The following is a 17,167-nucleotide window of genomic DNA, read 5'->3' as shown; positions in this document are numbered from 1 at the left end:
GAAATATCCAATGCAGCCCGTTCGCAACCTATTTTTTTGAATAAATGATTTTCTTAATGCTATCAAAGGAAAGACAATAGAGATCGGATAATTGCTCAATCGACAGACCATTGGTGAACTTATGACGGATCTCATCGTTCCGATGGCTGAGCTGCCTTCTAATCCCTGAATTCTCGCCCCATTTCTTACGAAATCCGTCTGGGGTCGGGACATAGACCATGCCTCCATGGACATACTTCTGTATTTCTTTGAGTAATGCTTCAGGAAAAACAATATCCGCGTTTACATATTTCATGATCGCTCTGCTCCTTAAATGTAGTGAAAGTTTAAGGGAGCAAAGTCTAAACTATAAACGTTTCTTATTCTAGAAATCATGGCGGAAATCTATTGCTGGCTCCATACAAACAACCGCCGTTGTTTATAGTTCAAACTTTGCAGGGAGCTAATCGTACATTTCATCATGCTGAGGTTCCTCCTTTGAAAAGGGTCAGGCTTTTCCACCTAAAAATTACCTTACCATATTTTTCAATTCATGTGCAATTTTATGTTCGTTTCTTACGTGTTCGCACTGCTTGCCGCCCGTTGTTTCTTCTGAATCGCATGCATGCCCATAATTACGGCTACAAGTTCATAGGAGTCCAGATATTCGCTTTGGTTGGTCAGTTGGAAAGCACCTGAAGAGAACCATCCGTTAACTTGCTCAAAACGGGCGATCAAAGCGCCGGATTCATCGTTAATATCATATTCCTTGGAGAATGCCGGAGAAATGATCTCGTAGCTGCCTCGCCCTTCTGTTTCGTAGGTGAATTTCTTAGAAAAGAAAGTAAATCGGCTTCTGAGTACACCTAACTGCTCCCCGTTTGCTTCACTAACCTCCCATTTGCCGGAGAAGAAAGGAAAGCTTCCGGCACACAGCAGCTGATCATTCTGCCCGTACACTTCGATCGCAGAGCCAAAAGCGCTCTTCAAATCCAGATGACCTACGTTCTCTTCCTGTTCATTCAGAATTTCCGTTACACCGGAATTGAAGAAATTATCCCTGAAATATAAATGCAATGAACTCGCCTCCTCCTGTTAGTTAAAGCGAACTTCGATAACAATACCTGATATCTGATACGGACAGATCGACATGCAGTTCCTATATTTTAGTATATAATTTGAAATCCGCCCAGTTATTTGAAAATGTTTATCAAAAAAGGCCACCGTAAGTCGGCAGCCTTACTCGTCAATTCGGACAAATGAACTGAAGGTAAAACAGGGCTGCCTCCGTGTTGAGGCAGCCCATGTTATTATTTTACCGATTCAGCGATCTTCATCGCTTCTTCGCCTGACAACGGACCGGTAATGGAGTACTGAATATCGTCGACAAGCCAATACAGCTCAACGAGCTCTGGTTGTTCAAATACAAACCCGTCACTTCCGCTTACTTGCGTCGCTTTGAACAGATCTACAGGAAATACGGCTTTCATGCGGCTCACAGCGTACGTAATGCTCTTCTGGCCTGACGAATACGTGAAGATCACATCTCTCACCGGTTCATCCTTCATCCCTACCGTTATGATCTCTGTAAGTGAATAACCATCCGGTACGTCATTCGGCACTCGCAGATTTGGTCCGAAGGATGCTATAGCTTCTTCTACTGTGCTTACTGGTGTTGTGATCAATTGAGACAGCTGCGAGCCACTGGCTCCTTGGTTGGTTGGCGGCGTATCCTCGGCCGTATTCGTGCCCGGATTCTGCTGTTGAAGGATCAAGAACACAGCGATGATCATAATTGCCGCTGTGAATCCCAACGTCCATGCTTTCGGGAGCAAGAACCTACGCTTCGTCTTCTGAGCAGCTGCTTCCTGCCGGATCTTCTGTTTCATTCGATTGCTCAATTCCATGTCATTGAAGAGTATTTCATCTGCTTCTTCCCGTAAGTGTTGGCGTAATCGATTATCTGTTTCTGTCATCTGTCAGTTCCTCCTTATCGATCAAGCTAGCTAACGCTTCACGTGCCCGGTGAAGTCTGTTTCGTATCGTTCCTTCCGGCGAAGAAGTCGCATCCGCGATCTCCTTCGTACTGAGGTCCAGATAATAGTACAAATACAGAGCCTCTTGATAAGGGATTGGCAAACGAAGCAAATATTGGAGTACTTCGCTTTTCTTTAGTCGTTCAAGAGCCTCATCCTGGGCACTGATTGTATGACCTCGCTCCATCTGGCTCGGGTCGGTGGGCTGCTCTGTAAACATTCGAACCCCCATTTTGTCTCTACAAACATTAATGGTAATTGTCGTCAACCAGGTCTTCATGCTGCTGTCACCACGAAACGATGTCCATTTGCGAAAGCTGCGCAGAAACACTTCTTGACTGATATCCTCTGCAAGATGGCGATCACCTGTATAGAAATACGCGGTGCGCATTACGATTGCACCGTAACGATCCATTAGCTGCTCAAGCGCTTCTGCAGGTTCTTTCGAGAATTGTTCTTTGTTCTGTTTGCCGGCCGGCTTCACTGAATAACCACCTCCACCCTATTAGACGGTCTTCGTTTGCGATTCGCTGCATGGTTTTCGATTTTTTTTAGTCGTCCTTAGTCTAGTAAATGGGCATACAACTATAACAATTGATAGATTCAATACATATATTATTAACATCCCATGATGAAGGAGTTGATAGATATGGCATGTGGTTGTAACGGTTCTCGTAATGGTAACCAAGGTTCGCGTAACTGCAACTGCAATCGCGGTAACCAAGGTACGCAAGGCGCTCAAGATTCGCGTCGTAACCAAGGTTCTAGTGGCTGCAACTGTAAACGCGGCAGCCAAGGTACGCAAGGTACGCAAGGTACCCAAGGTTCTCGTGGCTGCAATGGATCTCGCGGCAATAACGGTTGGCAGAATAACAGTAACGGCTGGTGGGTTTGGCGCGGTCAATAATAACCTCTCTCGTCGGCTAGATGAATGAAGTAATCGCCAAAAGGCCTGTTTTAAATAGGTCTTTTGGATTTTATATAACCGGCTCTAAAAGATATGATCGCCTAAATTATAAGTACATATAAATTTTAGGTAAAATTTGGATTTATCGACACTAACCGCCACTTCTCGCTACGCCTCATGCGTTAAACTGGAACTGGCACTTAGTCTTGTCTTGGAGGGGAATCGTCATTGAACAAGTATGATGTCATCATGATTGGCAGTGGCCATAACGCACTGATTGCGGCCGCTTATTTGACGCGCGCGGGAAGAAGCGTCCTATTAATGGAGAAGAACGATCGCCCGGGCGGATTTTTGCGTACGGAAGAACTGACATTGCCGGGGTTTAAGCATGATGTATATTCCGCTGCTCACCCACTTTTCTTGACCGGCCCTGCTTATGCGGATTTCAGAAAAGAACTCGAAGCGCGGGGCTTGCATTACGTGAATACGGATCTGCCCACCGGTGTTTCTATGGAGAGCGGGGAAACGGCAGTCTTCGCACGGTCAGCCGAAGAGCTTGCGCTCGAAGCCGATCGTCTGGCTCCCGGCGATGGGGCCGTGCTTGGCCGTATGTTCGAAGCGTTTACACCTTATGCCGGAGATGTATTCGAGTTATTCAACTTAGACTTATCCAGCCAGCAGGCTACCGAGATTATACATAAGCTGCTTTATGACAAACGAGTCGGGGGCAAAAGCTTAACTACATTCGCTCCTTCCCTCTTCTCGACAGCCCGGAATGTCGTTAGCGAATTCAAGTCGCCGGTCATGCGTTCCATGTTGGCTTCTTGGGTCACACATTTAGGACGAACACCTGACGAAATCGGCAGCGGGATCTGGGTGCCACTCACCTCGATGGCGCTAATGGGCGGCGGAATGCCAATACCTGCAGGAGGAAGCGAGCAGCTTGCACGGGCATTATCTCGTTTAGTGCAGGATCAAGGCGGCAAGATCATGACAGGAACGATGGTCAAGAAGATTATCGTTAAGCATGGTAAAGCTGTCGGCGTTCGCACAGCCAATGGCGAAGAGTTTCACGCGAAGCATGCGGTTGTCGCCTCTACCGGACCGGACCAGCTGTTCATGTCGCTGTTGTCAGATACTGAAGTCAACCCTGAGATCCGCGCTGAAGCACAGCGATTCCGCTATGGAAGAGGCTGCGTTCAGATCCATCTCGCCCTCAGCGAAGCGCCGAAGTGGCCGGATGGGCGATTTGATCGCGTAGGCCAGCCTCACTTAACTGATGGACTCGACGGCTTCACCCAAGCCATTGCACAAGGGATGGCTGATCTGCTCCCGGCCAAACCGACTTTCACGGTAGATTGCTCAACGAACCTTGATCCTTCCCGCGCTCCGGCCGGCAAAGCCATTATGCGGCTTCAAGTTCTGGAAGTTCCTTGTCGACCCCGCGGCGATGCTGCCGGACTGATAGACATTGGTGACGGATCGTGGACGAATGAGCTTACCGAACGATTCACGGAACGCGTAATAGGCGTCGTCGGCAAGCATATTCCGAACATTCCGGACGCCATTATCGGCAAATCCGTCGTAACGCCGGATACGATCGCTCGCTTTAATCCGAATTCCGGACCCGGCGACCCTTACGGCGGTTCCCATGATTTCGCACAAAGCTACTTGTTCCGCCCGCTCCCATCCCAACCCAGCCATCAAACAGCGATTCCGAATCTGTACATGCTTGGCGCAGCCACATGGCCGGGACATGGCATAAACGGCGGATCGGGCTATATTGTGGCGCAGCAATTATTAGCTCATGATGTGCATGTATAGGAGTTTAACGAAAGTGCGCTTATGACTTAGCTCCTAAATTTGGCCGAGTAACATTGCTGCAGAGAATGCAACATTTTCCGTTCCAATTGATCGATTCTGTCTTAATGTTGCGCAAAAGTCGAATAACCCTACTCTTAAACATTAAATCACTGACCCGCGCGTGAGGGAGAGAGGGAGAATACGATAGTCGAACTCTCACCGCCGAAAGCGCGCAGAAATGAAGCTGAGAATTCAGTAAACGAACTCTCAGAGGCTGAACTAACCAATCTACTCGCGCGACGAGAAGGGGCTATCCCATGCGTCATCGATGATGACGCAGGATAGCCCCTTTCTCTATGCTTCTGACTTCCCTTTCAAGCTCAACGAACGCAGTGCTCTTCCCTATTGGGACGGTTTCTTTGTTTGGAAATGAACATGAACCTACTCAATCTCTATCTCTCGGACCACCATGTTTGTCGTGTCCCTTCGGGGGGCGCTCCTCGTCTTTCTTACCGTGGTCTTTCTTTGGACCTTTATCTGGACCTTTATGTCCCGGACCCTTATCTCCCTTATCACCTGGCTTATTTCCCTTGTCTCCCTTGTCAGCTTTCGGGGGTTTACCGGGCTTCTTCACTGCGCCACCCGGCGCTTTCGGAAAGGCAAGGACCGGTTCGCCTTTCAGTGCCTCGCTCATCAGCTCCCGGAATACAGCCGCGGCGGCCTTTGAAGTGGTTGTTAGATAATGCTGCGCATCCGTATGATCGTATCCAAGCCATACGGCACCGACCAACTGCGGGGTATAGCCGACAAACCAGTTGTCTTTAATCCCTTCGCCCCCGGTTCCCGGCATTTCCGTTGTGCCTGATTTACCGGCGACGGGGCGACCTGCAAGTGCCGCTGCCTCCCCCGTTCCTTCCTGTACGACACCTTCAAGCATTGCCGTCATCGTACGTGCAACGGAAGAATCCGTTGTCTGTACACCGGAATCCTCAGCTGCTTCCGCCAGCACTTCTCCGTCTGCGGATTCAATGCTAATAATCGAGTGCGCAGGCATGCGAACTCCGTCGTTGGCGAATACTCCGAAAGCTTCAGCCATCGTTAGCGGCGAAACGCCTTCTTGTAATCCACCTAGTGCGAGGCCAAGAGTTCTGTCCTCTTCCTTAAGCTCGATCCCGAAGCGCTCCGCTGCTTCCATCCCGGCGTCAATTCCCATCTCATTCAATAACCGCACAGCTGGAATATTGTAGGAATTTACGATCGCTTCGTAAATTGATACTTCTCCGTGGTAGCCTCCTCCGGCATTCTTCGGTTCATATCCACCGAAAGCGACCGGCTCGTCAAGCAGCGTATCTTCAGGACGATAGCCTTGTTCGAAAGCCGGCGTATAAACGGAAATCGGCTTCATCGTGGAACCGGGCTGTCGCTTCAGCTGCACGGCACGGTTAAATCCACGGAAGGGCTGCTGCCCTCTTCCGCCAACGAGTGCCCTAATTCCGCCATCACGCGGATCGACCAATACCGTACCACTTTGAATAAGCTGGTCAGCAACGCTATTCGGAAACACTGAGTTCTTGGAATAAACCTGTTCTGCAGCCTGCTGCATTTTCGTATCCAACGCCGTATGTATCCGTAGACCTCCGTGCAGGATTTCATTCTCGGTTAACCCGTACAAGGCGGACGCTTCTCGAATGATTTGATCCACATAATACGGGTACTTGATACCTTCACCTCGGTTTGGCTTGGAGCTTCCGAGTTTAATTGGCTCACGGACAGTCTTATCAAACGTAGTTTGACTAATCTTCCCTTGATCCTTCATGAGCTGAAGTGCAGTGTTACGGCGTTCTATAGCCTTATCGAGATGCTTGAACGGCGAAAGCGCCGAAGGCGCTCTGATGATGCCCGCAAGAAGCGCCGACTCTGAAAGCGTCAGGTTCTCAACCTTCTTGCTGAAGTAAGTCTCTGCCGCGCGTTTAATTCCCCAAGCCCCTTCGCCAAAATAGATTTGGTTGAGGTACATCTCTATAATGTGCTGCTTATCGTATTGTCCTTCGATTTTCTTGGATAAGAGTACTTCGTTCCATTTCCTTCCCCACGTTCGATCATGAGTCAGAAAGACATTCTTAGCCAGCTGCTGTGTGATCGTACTCGCTCCCTGTACCGTCTGTCCACTCGTTAGGTTGGTCATCAGAGCACGACCTATCCCCCACAGGTCAGTCCCGTCATGCTCGAAGAAGCGCTTATCTTCAACCGCAACTACCGCGTCAACGAGATGTTTCGGCAATTGCTCGAATTTGACCGGTTCAATGGTATTGAGCGATATTCGGCTCGCTTCTTTGTCATCCTGATCATAAATAATCGTCGCTGCCGGAAGCGGCTTTGCCAGCAAAGTAATATCTTGTTTGTTAACCAACACGCCGAAGGTGGCCCAGCCTAAAGCAACAACCACGATAGCTGTCAGTATTATTGCGAATCCTATCTTTCTCCACGACAGTTGTACTGTCGATCTCTCTTTGCTTCTCGGTTTCATATCCTTCTCCCAACCTCTTCCTATCCTGCCCTGCCTCAGATAGTAGTTCGCAGAGAGAATCGAATTTCAGGTGGTTCAAACGATATTCATTCGTTTGTAATTACTGGAGATTGTGCAAGCAACAAAAAATCCGCGATTTCGCGCGGATTTCTAAGCCTATTTACAAGCTATTCCTATTCCATTGCTTTCTTCTTGATTGGGCAATAAATCGCGATTTCATTTCGTTCATCATCTGTTTCACGCATTGTCTTCTCATCGTATCGCTCCAAATAATACGATACATCGTCATACTCATATCCATTCTCGGCAAGCCATTGCGATGTGAAATCGTAGGCAGTAACGAGCTTGCTGGCAGCCCCTCGATAGTAGGTAACCGAATACAACCGTGGTAAGAGGTGAAGATGAACCATGCCGTGAGGTACATTAGCCAGAGGTTCCACTTCATAACAACAGTAGACATCAAGAAGACCGTCGTTCCCTTTATAATTCGGAGGCGTGATTCCATAAGTCACTTCACGATTTCTGATATTCGAAATTTCGTTGCTTCTCTCTACGACCTCTTGCAGCGCCCGACTAACAGCATCCCCTAAATTCGTCATGAGACTGCTTGCCCTTACTCCAACATAAGATGCAATTGCATTTGTTTGAACGATTTCTATCTTCATCTAAACACCTCTATTTGCGTTATATTACAACATTTCTAGAGCCCGTAAACGATTCCTGCCCTAATGAAAACAATATTTTTCCATATTCCCTGTAACGATTCCAAGCCTTAACGGATATTCTATATAGTCAAATGACTATTCCAACATCACGGAGGTTACCTAATGAATCGTGGATTTTTCCCTGGAGGCGGATTTGGTGGTGGATTCGGCCGTCGCCCGTTCTTCCGCCCGTTTCCCCATCCGTTCTTCCCAGGACGTTTCTTGTTTCCATTTTTCTCCTTCTCGCCATTTTTCTTCCCGTTCTTTCGAGACGGTCAATCGGATGACATGGTTTTCGCACAGCACCAAGTTCAAGCGGGGGACACATTCGCCTCTATCGGCCACAAATATAACATCCCGATGCCAATCTTAGAGGAAGCGAACCCTCAGCATACGAATCCGAACCAATTGAAAGTAGGCGAAACGATCGTCATCCCACGTATATCCAATATGGTTTGTCATAAAACCTATTCCGAGATGGCACATCAACCGTCTGAAGTTCAGAAATAAAGACATTTCATTACGCCGATGAAAAACAATAAGCCCTCGGATACGCAACGACTGCGTGTCGGAAGGCTTTTTCTGTGTCTTCAAGTATACCAAGTGACCCTAATAATTCGCGCATGAATCATGATTCCAGGTTCAATTCCACCACTTTCCTCGCATAGGCGGCAAAGGATTCGATATGCTCCGGACTTCGATCTATTGCCCACCTGAGCTTATCGAATGCTCTAAGCAGCATCAACTGCTTCAGATTAGCGAGGTCTTCTACCCTTTGCCCATACCCTTCAAGAAAAGCATCAAATTCTTCGGCATTCGGACCGTCGCCTATCATTATCCCTTGCATAACTTGAATAATGTCTCCATCAGGTACGACATGAACCTCTGCGCCGCCCCAATCCAGCAATCGAACTTGTCCTTTTGAATTGATTATCATATTCTTCAACGAAAGATCACCGTGGTTTAAGCCGAATCGATATGCGGTTCTCTTCACTAACTCGAATATCTCTCTTACTCTCACCGATTCTGCCTGCGAGATGACGCCAAGATCAATTAACCGGTCATTCTCTGTCAAACTGTTAATATTATATTGCACATACCCCTGCCAGCTGCCATCAGACCCTGGGTGAGGAGGTGATTTGAATTCACCGGCAATGGGGTCAAAAAGCTCATCTCCGAAGCCCTTCACATCAATTGCATGGATACGTTTGACATATGTTCCTAGCTGCCGCCAAACTTCCGGTTTATGAGCCAAGCTGTCTAACCCATTGTCGCCTTCGACGAAAGATAGAATCATATATGCGTATTCTCCGGCAATTCCGATGGCCAACACGTCCGGACCGGGAACGCCAACCGAAGCAGCTTGCTCCATGCACCATTGTTCTTTGAGGTAGATGGGATAAAGGGACGACTCATTCATGCGGACTACGACTTTATGAGTTGCTGTCTCGACTACACAGACTTGGTTTATTAACCCTTTGCCTAAGATCTGGTAAGAAGATATCACTTGTTCTTGCAAATATTCGACTGCTAATCGTTCCGCTTGTTGTACGATAATGTTCTCCATGGCAGCTTACAGCGAATCCTCCTTTGATCTTCCTCTGTCCCCCATCTCGGTGGATGTTTATTTAACGCATTGAAGTGGAAAAAGTTGCAATAAAAAAAAGACCACCGGGCAATCGTCCGGCAGTCAGTGTAGATTGAATTTTATTTCGCAGAAGTATCCGGACGAGCTTTCAAGTAAGCAACAGCATTATTGATCGCTTCAGTTGCTTCTCCGTATGTAATTTCGCTCTTCGGATTGAAGCTGCCATCGCTGCTCAGTTTCACAATGCCATAGCTGAGTGAGCGCTGAATTGCACCGGAATTGATAACGTCGATTTGATCCGCATCCTTAATATCAGTAACCACAACATTAATCAAGGGCAGCTTGCCTGCTTCTTCTACCGCTTTGACGAGCTGCGTAATAAATGCTTCTCGCGTAAATGCTGCGCTGGAGTCGGCATCCTCACTCAGGGATGGTGTTACTCCGATTGCATCACCGATCATTTCGTTACCTTGCTTGATGGATACTTTGCTGTTTGCATCGATCGGCGCTGCGTGAGCCTTCATGTAAGCCAGTGCATTGTAGATTTCGACGGCTGCTTCCGAACGCGTAATGATAACCTTCGGATTCACCTTGCCGTCTTCGCCAAGTTTAATGACGCCGTAGTTAAGTGCCCGCGTGATTGATCCGGAGAAGTCGATGTTAATTTGATCTTGGTCCGCGATATCTACGACAACCGGTTTGATCATTGGCAATTTTCCTGTTACTTCAATCGCGTGGATCAGCTCATGAGTGAATTCCTCACGCGTTAATTGTTTGTTCGGATTCAGATCCTTCGGCAGATCAAGGCCGTTGACTGCAGCAATGATCAGCGCGTCTGCGTACCAAGCTTTATCGTTTGCATTCACGAAATAATCAGTCGCTTTCGGTTCTTTAAAGAATCGAACCAGATCCAGGTTCAAATTCAGTGCATTCACGATGAGCTGAACGCCTTGAGCCGCTGTCATTGTACCATGCGGTGCAAATTGATCGGCCGAAATCCCTTTGATCAGGCCGCGCTGCTGCAAGGAAATAATCTCATTCTTCGCTGTGCTATTGCCTAAATCCGTGAAACCGGAAGTTGCTGCGAAGCTTTGGCTTGCAAAAGTAAATACCATAGTCGCTGCTGCAGCAGTTAATGTGATCATTTTGAATGTTTTTTTCATTTTCGTTCACCTCATGGAGTATATTGGCTTTCAGATAAGGTAGACGAGCATGAATTGAAAAAGGTTACAGGAAGTAACCTTGAAAATTGTTAAGGTATTGTAAATTCGTCAATCACCGCAATCTCTACCTCCCTATACAATGGCCCGTTTGCATTAGAATAATGCCGGTTTCAATGTCCACGTCTGAAGCTGAGCTAAGCGAATGAGATTTGGCACTTTCAGATCAGGAGGAAACGGACTCCACTGCGGCCCCCAATTCTCATCTGTTCCGGCATGCTCCTTCGACTTCAACACTCCGGAAACGATCGCAATGCGATCTTCATCCCGATAACCATTAGCGATAACGCTTGCCAACGTACAGGTAAGGTCAACGGGATTAATGCGGTACCCGGCTACTGTGAAATAATCCGGCATCTGCTTGTATTCCAATAGTTTGGGATATTCCTCGGCGATCACTTTCTTAATGTCCGCAACGGGAACAGCTTCGGATAGATCACTCTGAGCTTCATTTTCCGGGCCGTAGATAAGCTCAGGGATTAATTCTTGTCCAAGCAGATACCGACAAAATAAAGCGTGTAATTCAGAAGCAGACAAAGAGTAATCCCGATAAACGGTATAGTTCAACTCATTCGAGAGTCCCGCCGCAATGGCCCGGACATCATAAGGATGCAATGGATTCCGATTGGACTTCTCCATATCGAGCGCTTCTGTCGAAGTGATATAGTTCACATTGGATTTTGTACGCGTATAATCGATAAATTCACCCAACATCTCGATATAGCGCTCCATCTCTCCTGCAAGTCTGAGTGGAGCCGGCTGCCACTGATCAGGCGGCGTGTTGTGGCCTTTATTGAAATTTACGCCATCCCAGAAACCCGTACATGCAAATTCACATGGATGATAATAAATGCTAATGAAGGTTTCTTGATCTTGTATAGAGAGCTCATCATACAGCCGGTCGAATAATGCCTTGCCCTCCTCCAGACCATCCGCCTTTAAGTCCATTCGCATAATGCCCTTCATATCGGTGAGATTGAGCAATCCGCCGTACCAAAACGGTTTATGATCCAGCGTAATTTGATCATGTACGTCCAAATAAACCGGTATTCCCCACTTTCGTAGTACGGGGAACGTTTGTGGTGCCCATGAGTAACCCGCTTGGCCATAACACTTGCTTGTTTGTCCCGTAATTCGCGTTACATCCTCTAGCCCCGACCGTTCTCGCAAGTCAAATTCCTCTGCACCATCTGCAAATCCGAAACTCTCCAAATATTCGCTGACCGTAGGATGAACGCTATGCCAATCTGTATGATAGCCGATTTCATGTTGTGCGAGCTGCTCAATAATATCAAGCCGGTTGTTTCGCTCCAATTTACGTGCTTTCTCACCGACAATCTTGAATATTCCCTTCGTGCTGCGCTTATTTAACATGTGCACTACCGCTAATAATGCATCTTCGGACTCTTTGGTAATATAGTCTTCCGTATCAAACCAAAGCATGACATGAACCTTAGCCATCCCATATCCCTCCCTATCCAATCACTGCCTAAGTAACAAATGACTTTACGACACGTTTCGGAGCAACCAGGCTCCACGCCTTGAAGATCAAACGCTTCAGTTCATTCGGATCCACGAGTTCCAGTTGAATGATGACATAATTCAGTGTCGCGTATTTCGGAGGAACCTGATAAACGGCAGGATCCATTGTCGTGTAGGCTGCTCGATCGTCTGCCGTTATTTTCACAAGCAATGACACTCCATCAGGCTGAATGACGGCAAATATTTTATTTTTCACGCGAAAAGACGGCTTGCCCCAATGGTCGACTTCGTCCGTTTCAGGTAAGGATAGCGCATAACTTCTAATTTGATTCTCGGTTACCAAGGTGATCCCCTCCTGTTGTCTATTTTCGCCATATGACTAAATTCCCCTCTTGCTCACAACAAAAAAAGACCCGCGAGCTTCGCGGATCTTCCATATTCCTTACAATCTTCTATGCTTCTTGCAGGACTCCACTCTCTTCAATAGGCAGGATCAAATCAACCGTTGTTCCTTCATTAAGCCGGCTTGCAATATGGAGAGTTCCTCCATGTGCTTCAATGATTTTATGACATACCATGAGTCCGAGTCCTGTCCCTTTCTCCTTCGTCGTGTAGAAAGGTTCGCCTAACATCAACAATCGCTCTTCCGAGATACCGCAGCCGTTATCTATGAAGCGGACCATAATTTGATGATCCACGACTTTCATCTGAATGAGGATGCTGCCTCCGCTTGTCATGGACTCAATCGCATTTTTGAGAATGTTGATAAAAACCTGTTTTAATTGATTTTGCTGACAGCTGATCATCGGAATGTCATCGGCGATTTCAGCATGAATTTGTACATTGCTGAGTGTTGCTTGCGTTTCGAGAAGCGAGATCACCTCGTAGTAAATTTGCCGTACATCTCTAACTTCAAAGCTCAGAGCTTGAGGTTTGGCGATGACGAGAAATTCGCTGACGATATCATTGATGCGATCCAATTCCGATAACATAATTTGTAAATACTCTTGATTCATATCTTCTTTAGCTTGGAACAATTGAACAAATCCGCGAAGCGATGTTAATGGATTTCGAATCTCATGCGCTACTCCTGCGGCAAGCTGACCGACTACGGACAGCTTTTCGGATTTGATCAATAATTCTTCCGTCCGTTTCCTTTTGGTAATGTCTTTAGCAATGCCGTACACACCTTCAATTTTATCATGAATGATAATCGGAACCATTTTCAAATTCAAATCGATTGGATGACCGGATTTATGGCGAATCGCGATTTCAATGCTAGTGGATTCACCGCGTAAAGCTTCCTTAAATAAAACACATGTCTTCTCCCGGTCATCTTCTATAATGAACTGCTTGAAATCTTGGTGGAGAAGCTCTTCAAGCGGATAACCTGTAATCTTGATGGTAGCCGGATTTACATTCGACAAACAGCCCTCAAGATTTACGGTAAAGATCGCATCCGGATTATGATCAACAAGCGACTTATAGGCTTGCTCTTTCTCTTCCAGCTTACGTTCGGCTAGCTTGCGCTCGGTAATATCTTTACATAGAAGCTGCACAGCCGATTTGCCTTGGTACTTGATGGGCACTGATCTTACTTCTACATCAATAACTTGTCCATCAAGGCGTATAATTTTCTGCTCAACGGGCTCCGTCGATCTTCCCTCGACCATCACTTGTCGAACACGTTCATGAACCCTATCAATGAAGTCGGGATGGATAAAATTAACGATAGGATGACCAATGACGTCTTCCGGACTTGCAGCGCCTACTACTTTGGCTCCTGCAGGATTAATAAACACGATCTTACCGTCTCGGTGAACGGCAACCGGCTCCGGAGAATGTTCGACGATAGCGCCATAACGTTCTTCGCTCTCGGTTAGTGCCTTCTTCACTCCTTTTACCCAGAAGTAAAGAATCAAGGCAGTGCTTAACACGTAGAAGATACCCTTCGTTAAATTGACCGAGATGGCATCTGACCAATGCAGCATATCTATTATTTTATCGGACAGGATAATCCAGAGACTGCCGATTAACACATAAATAATCGAAATCTTAACAGCCGAATCTGATTTTCGCACCGGTGACCGGGTTTTCATATCCATTCATCCTTAACTATATAAATTAAATTGAAACGATTCTACTGCTCGTTGATTATATCATTTATTTCTTCAAATAATTATAGATCTTTTTTCCAAGAAAAAACCAACGCTGCCTGCGTTGGTTTACCAGAATCTGCATAGCTGCAACCTGCTTTGCTCATAATATTCACCGAGTATACTTTATCTACTGGGGGATCATCTATGGTTGCCATTAGCAGCAGCGTTGAAGCGAATGAAGCTTACCTGAGAGATCGATTCGATCTTTGTTCGGATATTGTTTTTCGTCGATTCACATTGAAAGATGATACTTTGCTTTTACTCGCTTATTTGGATGGCATGGCTAATGTGCAAAGCATCGAAAATAATGTGCTGAAGCCGCTTATCTTCAGCGGTTTGCCGCATGGCATAGAACGAATCCAATCACTGGCAGCTATGCTCGAACGAGAATGGCTTCCTTTGGCGAACATCAAGACGGATGAATCCATGGAAGATCTCGTTCAACATATTTTGCATGGCAGTCTAGCAATTCTGGTAGATGGCGAAGCATCAGCACTCCTTGCTCAGGTTCAAGAATATGAGATGCGAAGCATTCAAGAACCACAGAAGGAGTCCACCTTGCGTGGTTCCAAGGAAGGTTTTGTTGAGAATATCCGTACGAATACTTCATTAATTCGGCGCAGGATCATTCACCCGCAGTTGAAGATGGAATCGTTCACGATCGGGAAGTACACCCAAACCGAAGTCGTCCTCACTTACGTGCAAGGCTTAGCGTCCGAGAAGGTTTTGGCAGAAGTGAGAGCAAAGCTTGCGAAGATCGAGATTAACGGCGTCATCGATTCTGCCTATATCGAAGAATGGATCGAGAATAATTCCTTCTCCCTCTTCCCGCAAGTTCAGAATACTGAACGCCCGGATATCGTAACCGCAAGTTTATTAGATGGGAAGGTCGCGCTTCTCACGAACGGAACTCCCTTCGCTCTTATCCTTCCCATCACGTTCTGGTCAGGTCTCCAATCCGCGGATGACTATTTCGAGCGATTCGTCTTTATCATCCTAACCCGAATGGTTAGATATATCATGACCTTCATCTCATTTGCTTTACCTGCCATCTATGTCTCACTCTCGACTTTCCATCCGGAGATGATTCCAAGCAATCTTATGATCGGAATTGCGACTGCCCGGGAAACCTCTCCTTTTCCAACCGTAATCGAAGTCTTCATTATGATGTTTATTTTCGATGGCTTGCAAGAAGCCGGCGTACATCTTCCCAATCAGCTTGGCCCTGTAGTCAGTATCATCGGAGCACTGGTTGTCGGACAAGCTGCCGTTGAAGCCGGCATCATCTCTACGCCGATCATCATTGTCATTTCCTTAACGGGGATCGCCGCTTATACGATTCCCAGATATAGCGCTACCCTTCCTTTTCGTATCATTCGCTACATGATGCTGTTTATTTCCGGCGCACTTGGCTTCGTAGGTTTCGCTTTCGGCATTATTTTCTTGTTGATCCATATGGTCATGCTAGAATCCTTCGGAACGCCATACTTAAGTCCGGTCGCCCCTTTCGATCGCAAACGAATAAGAGATCTGATCATTCGATACCCATTCTGGATGAAAAATGGACGAAATAAGAAAGGGACTCCATGATGGTTCGGTTTACACTGCTCTTGTGTGTCGCTGCCATCCTGCTGCTGTCGCTTTCCGGCTGTACAGATTTTATCGAACCTAATCAGTTAGCCATTATCTTGGGGACGGCGGTTGATCATGCCGAAGGGGATAATATTGAGATCAGTGATCAGATCGTAATCCCCTCTCAGCTAAACGGATCCAATAAAGGCGGCGGATCTGGCGGAGAGGATAACTATATCGTCGTATCGGCTACAGGCAGAAATGTATTCGACGCCAGTCAGAAGATCCAAGGTAAAATATCTCGCAGATTGATGACAAGTCACCGAATCTTAATTGCTGTAGGTGAAGAGTTCTTCGCGAAACACGAATTAAACAAGCTATTCGATAAGCTGGGCAGAGATCCGGCAAACAATTTAAGGGATACCATTGTTATCGTACGAGGGAGCAGCGCGAAGGAATTTCTAAAGCTCAAGCATCCCATGGAATATAATTCGAGCGTTGCTGCCGGGAAGGAAATGCAGATCAACGGGTTAGACGAGTTTACGTCGAGACAGATCGTAATCGAGAGTCTGGCAGAGGGTACTCGTCCGATTATCCCCTACCTCCAGATCCAAGAAGTAGAATTAAACAGCAAGAAGAAGACGCCAATAGCTGCCGTTGCGGGCTTCGCCGTTATGGACAAGAAGCTGAAGATTAAAGGATTTCTGAACGCGGGTGAAGGCACTCTGGCAATCTGGATGATTGGGAAAGGCAGTAACGGCGGTATTACAATTCCGTCGAAGAATGGTAAAGGCGTCTTATCCTTTCGATTAACCCATCAGAAACGACGAATTCACTCCGGTAATGATCCCACGCACGTTGTGCTAACGGTCAAGGCGCAAGCGTATCTACTCGAAAATTCAACGTCTCTCGATATGTCGAGGTCAGAGAATATGGTCGCCCTTCAGCGCTATCTGAATGAGCAAATACAGATGGAACTGCAGCAAACGATGGGGAAAATCCAACACTTTGGACCTGATGTAATCGGAATTGGAGAGTATCTGCATCGCAAACACCCCTACTGGTGGAAAACACAGAGAGCGGATTGGGATCATAACTTCAAGAAAATCGACGTTAACATTCAAGCGAATATTCAGCTTCGGTCAACAGGCGTGACTGGTGCACCGCTCGATTAACGGAGGAAAGGTGGG

At 46.8% G+C, this 17,167-nt stretch carries 16 protein-coding genes; 5 read left to right on the top strand and 11 right to left on the bottom strand.

Going from position 1 to position 17,167, the window contains the following annotated elements; all coding sequences use genetic code 11:
* Nucleotides 1–28: 28 nt before the first annotated feature.
* The 4 genes from AC0YNS_RS09445 to AC0YNS_RS09430 all read right to left on the bottom strand — a co-directional run bounded on the left by AC0YNS_RS09445 (nucleotide 29) and on the right by AC0YNS_RS09430 (nucleotide 2,499).
* Nucleotides 29–295: a CD3324 family protein gene (locus AC0YNS_RS09445; RefSeq protein ID WP_475780729.1), complete on the bottom strand. Its 267-nt coding sequence runs from the start codon at nucleotides 293–295 to the stop codon at nucleotides 29–31.
* 260 nt (nucleotides 296–555) lie between these two features.
* On the bottom strand, nucleotides 556–1,056 hold the full coding sequence (locus AC0YNS_RS09440) for an LURP-one-related/scramblase family protein (RefSeq protein ID WP_475780728.1): 501 nt from the start codon (nucleotides 1,054–1,056) through the stop codon (nucleotides 556–558).
* Nucleotides 1,057–1,289: 233 nt separating this feature from the next.
* On the bottom strand, nucleotides 1,290–1,955 hold the full coding sequence (locus tag AC0YNS_RS09435) for a DUF4367 domain-containing protein (protein ID WP_475780727.1): 666 nt from the start codon (nucleotides 1,953–1,955) through the stop codon (nucleotides 1,290–1,292).
* Nucleotides 1,939–2,499 carry an RNA polymerase sigma factor gene (locus tag AC0YNS_RS09430; protein WP_475780726.1) on the bottom strand — a complete coding sequence of 187 codons (561 nt, stop codon included), beginning with the start codon at nucleotides 2,497–2,499 and terminating at the stop codon, nucleotides 1,939–1,941. Before AC0YNS_RS09430 ends, AC0YNS_RS09435 begins: the two co-directional genes overlap by 17 nt.
* 193 nt (nucleotides 2,500–2,692) lie before the next feature.
* Here AC0YNS_RS09430 and AC0YNS_RS09425 point away from each other — a divergent pair, with 193 nt between their 5' ends.
* Together AC0YNS_RS09425 and AC0YNS_RS09420 are read left to right on the top strand one after the other, a co-directional pair.
* Nucleotides 2,693–2,950 (top strand): hypothetical protein, encoded by a 258-nt coding sequence (locus tag AC0YNS_RS09425; RefSeq protein WP_475780725.1) that lies wholly within the window; start codon nucleotides 2,693–2,695, stop codon nucleotides 2,948–2,950.
* A 200-nt stretch (nucleotides 2,951–3,150) separates the two neighbouring features.
* Nucleotides 3,151–4,746: a phytoene desaturase family protein gene (locus AC0YNS_RS09420; RefSeq protein WP_475780724.1), complete on the top strand. Its 1,596-nt coding sequence runs from the start codon at nucleotides 3,151–3,153 to the stop codon at nucleotides 4,744–4,746.
* A 424-nt stretch (nucleotides 4,747–5,170) separates the two neighbouring features.
* On the opposite strand, the gene AC0YNS_RS09415 is transcribed toward AC0YNS_RS09420, so the two are convergent.
* Together AC0YNS_RS09415 and AC0YNS_RS09410 are read right to left on the bottom strand one after the other, a co-directional pair.
* Nucleotides 5,171–7,252, bottom strand: a complete 2,082-nt coding sequence (locus AC0YNS_RS09415) for a transglycosylase domain-containing protein (protein ID WP_475780723.1) — start codon at nucleotides 7,250–7,252, stop codon at nucleotides 5,171–5,173.
* A 173-nt stretch (nucleotides 7,253–7,425) separates the two neighbouring features.
* Nucleotides 7,426–7,917: a GyrI-like domain-containing protein gene (locus AC0YNS_RS09410; RefSeq protein ID WP_475780722.1), complete on the bottom strand. Its 492-nt coding sequence runs from the start codon at nucleotides 7,915–7,917 to the stop codon at nucleotides 7,426–7,428.
* Between the two features lie 162 nt (nucleotides 7,918–8,079).
* On the opposite strand from AC0YNS_RS09410, the gene AC0YNS_RS09405 reads away from it, so the two are divergent.
* Nucleotides 8,080–8,466, top strand: a complete 387-nt coding sequence (locus AC0YNS_RS09405; RefSeq protein WP_475780721.1) for a LysM peptidoglycan-binding domain-containing protein — start codon at nucleotides 8,080–8,082, stop codon at nucleotides 8,464–8,466.
* Between the two features lie 118 nt (nucleotides 8,467–8,584).
* Here the strand turns inward: AC0YNS_RS09405 and AC0YNS_RS09400 are convergent, their stop codons facing one another.
* From AC0YNS_RS09400 to AC0YNS_RS09380, 5 genes are all read right to left on the bottom strand, one after another.
* Nucleotides 8,585–9,523, bottom strand: a complete 939-nt coding sequence (locus tag AC0YNS_RS09400) for a phosphotransferase family protein (RefSeq protein ID WP_475780720.1) — start codon at nucleotides 9,521–9,523, stop codon at nucleotides 8,585–8,587.
* 140 nt (nucleotides 9,524–9,663) lie between these two features.
* Nucleotides 9,664–10,707, bottom strand: coding sequence for an S-layer homology domain-containing protein (locus tag AC0YNS_RS09395; protein WP_475780719.1), 1,044 nt, complete (start codon nucleotides 10,705–10,707; stop codon nucleotides 9,664–9,666).
* Nucleotides 10,708–10,860: 153 nt separating this feature from the next.
* Entirely contained in the window at nucleotides 10,861–12,225 is a 1,365-nt protein-coding gene (locus AC0YNS_RS09390; RefSeq protein WP_475780718.1) for a hypothetical protein, read from the bottom strand.
* Between the two features lie 28 nt (nucleotides 12,226–12,253).
* Nucleotides 12,254–12,589 carry an MmcQ/YjbR family DNA-binding protein gene (locus AC0YNS_RS09385; protein ID WP_475780717.1) on the bottom strand — a complete coding sequence of 112 codons (336 nt, stop codon included), beginning with the start codon at nucleotides 12,587–12,589 and terminating at the stop codon, nucleotides 12,254–12,256.
* Nucleotides 12,590–12,698: 109 nt separating this feature from the next.
* Nucleotides 12,699–14,345 carry a PAS domain-containing sensor histidine kinase gene (locus AC0YNS_RS09380; RefSeq protein WP_475780716.1) on the bottom strand — a complete coding sequence of 549 codons (1,647 nt, stop codon included), beginning with the start codon at nucleotides 14,343–14,345 and terminating at the stop codon, nucleotides 12,699–12,701.
* A gap of 204 nt (nucleotides 14,346–14,549) precedes the next feature.
* Between AC0YNS_RS09380 and AC0YNS_RS09375 the strand changes: the two genes are divergently transcribed.
* Together AC0YNS_RS09375 and AC0YNS_RS09370 are read left to right on the top strand one after the other, a co-directional pair.
* The gene (locus AC0YNS_RS09375; protein WP_475780715.1) at nucleotides 14,550–15,995 is read left to right on the top strand and encodes a spore germination protein; all 1,446 of its coding nucleotides are present in this window, start codon (nucleotides 14,550–14,552) and stop codon (nucleotides 15,993–15,995) included.
* The gene (locus tag AC0YNS_RS09370; RefSeq protein WP_475780714.1) at nucleotides 15,992–17,152 is read left to right on the top strand and encodes a Ger(x)C family spore germination protein; all 1,161 of its coding nucleotides are present in this window, start codon (nucleotides 15,992–15,994) and stop codon (nucleotides 17,150–17,152) included. The genes AC0YNS_RS09375 and AC0YNS_RS09370 overlap by 4 nt, the downstream gene beginning before the upstream one ends.
* The last annotated feature ends 15 nt before the right edge of the window (nucleotides 17,153–17,167 follow it).

The organism is Paenibacillus sp. J22FR21 (assembly GCF_056269135.1).
Note: the sequence above shows the minus strand (reverse complement) of the source record. Positions and strands in the feature narration are given on the sequence as shown.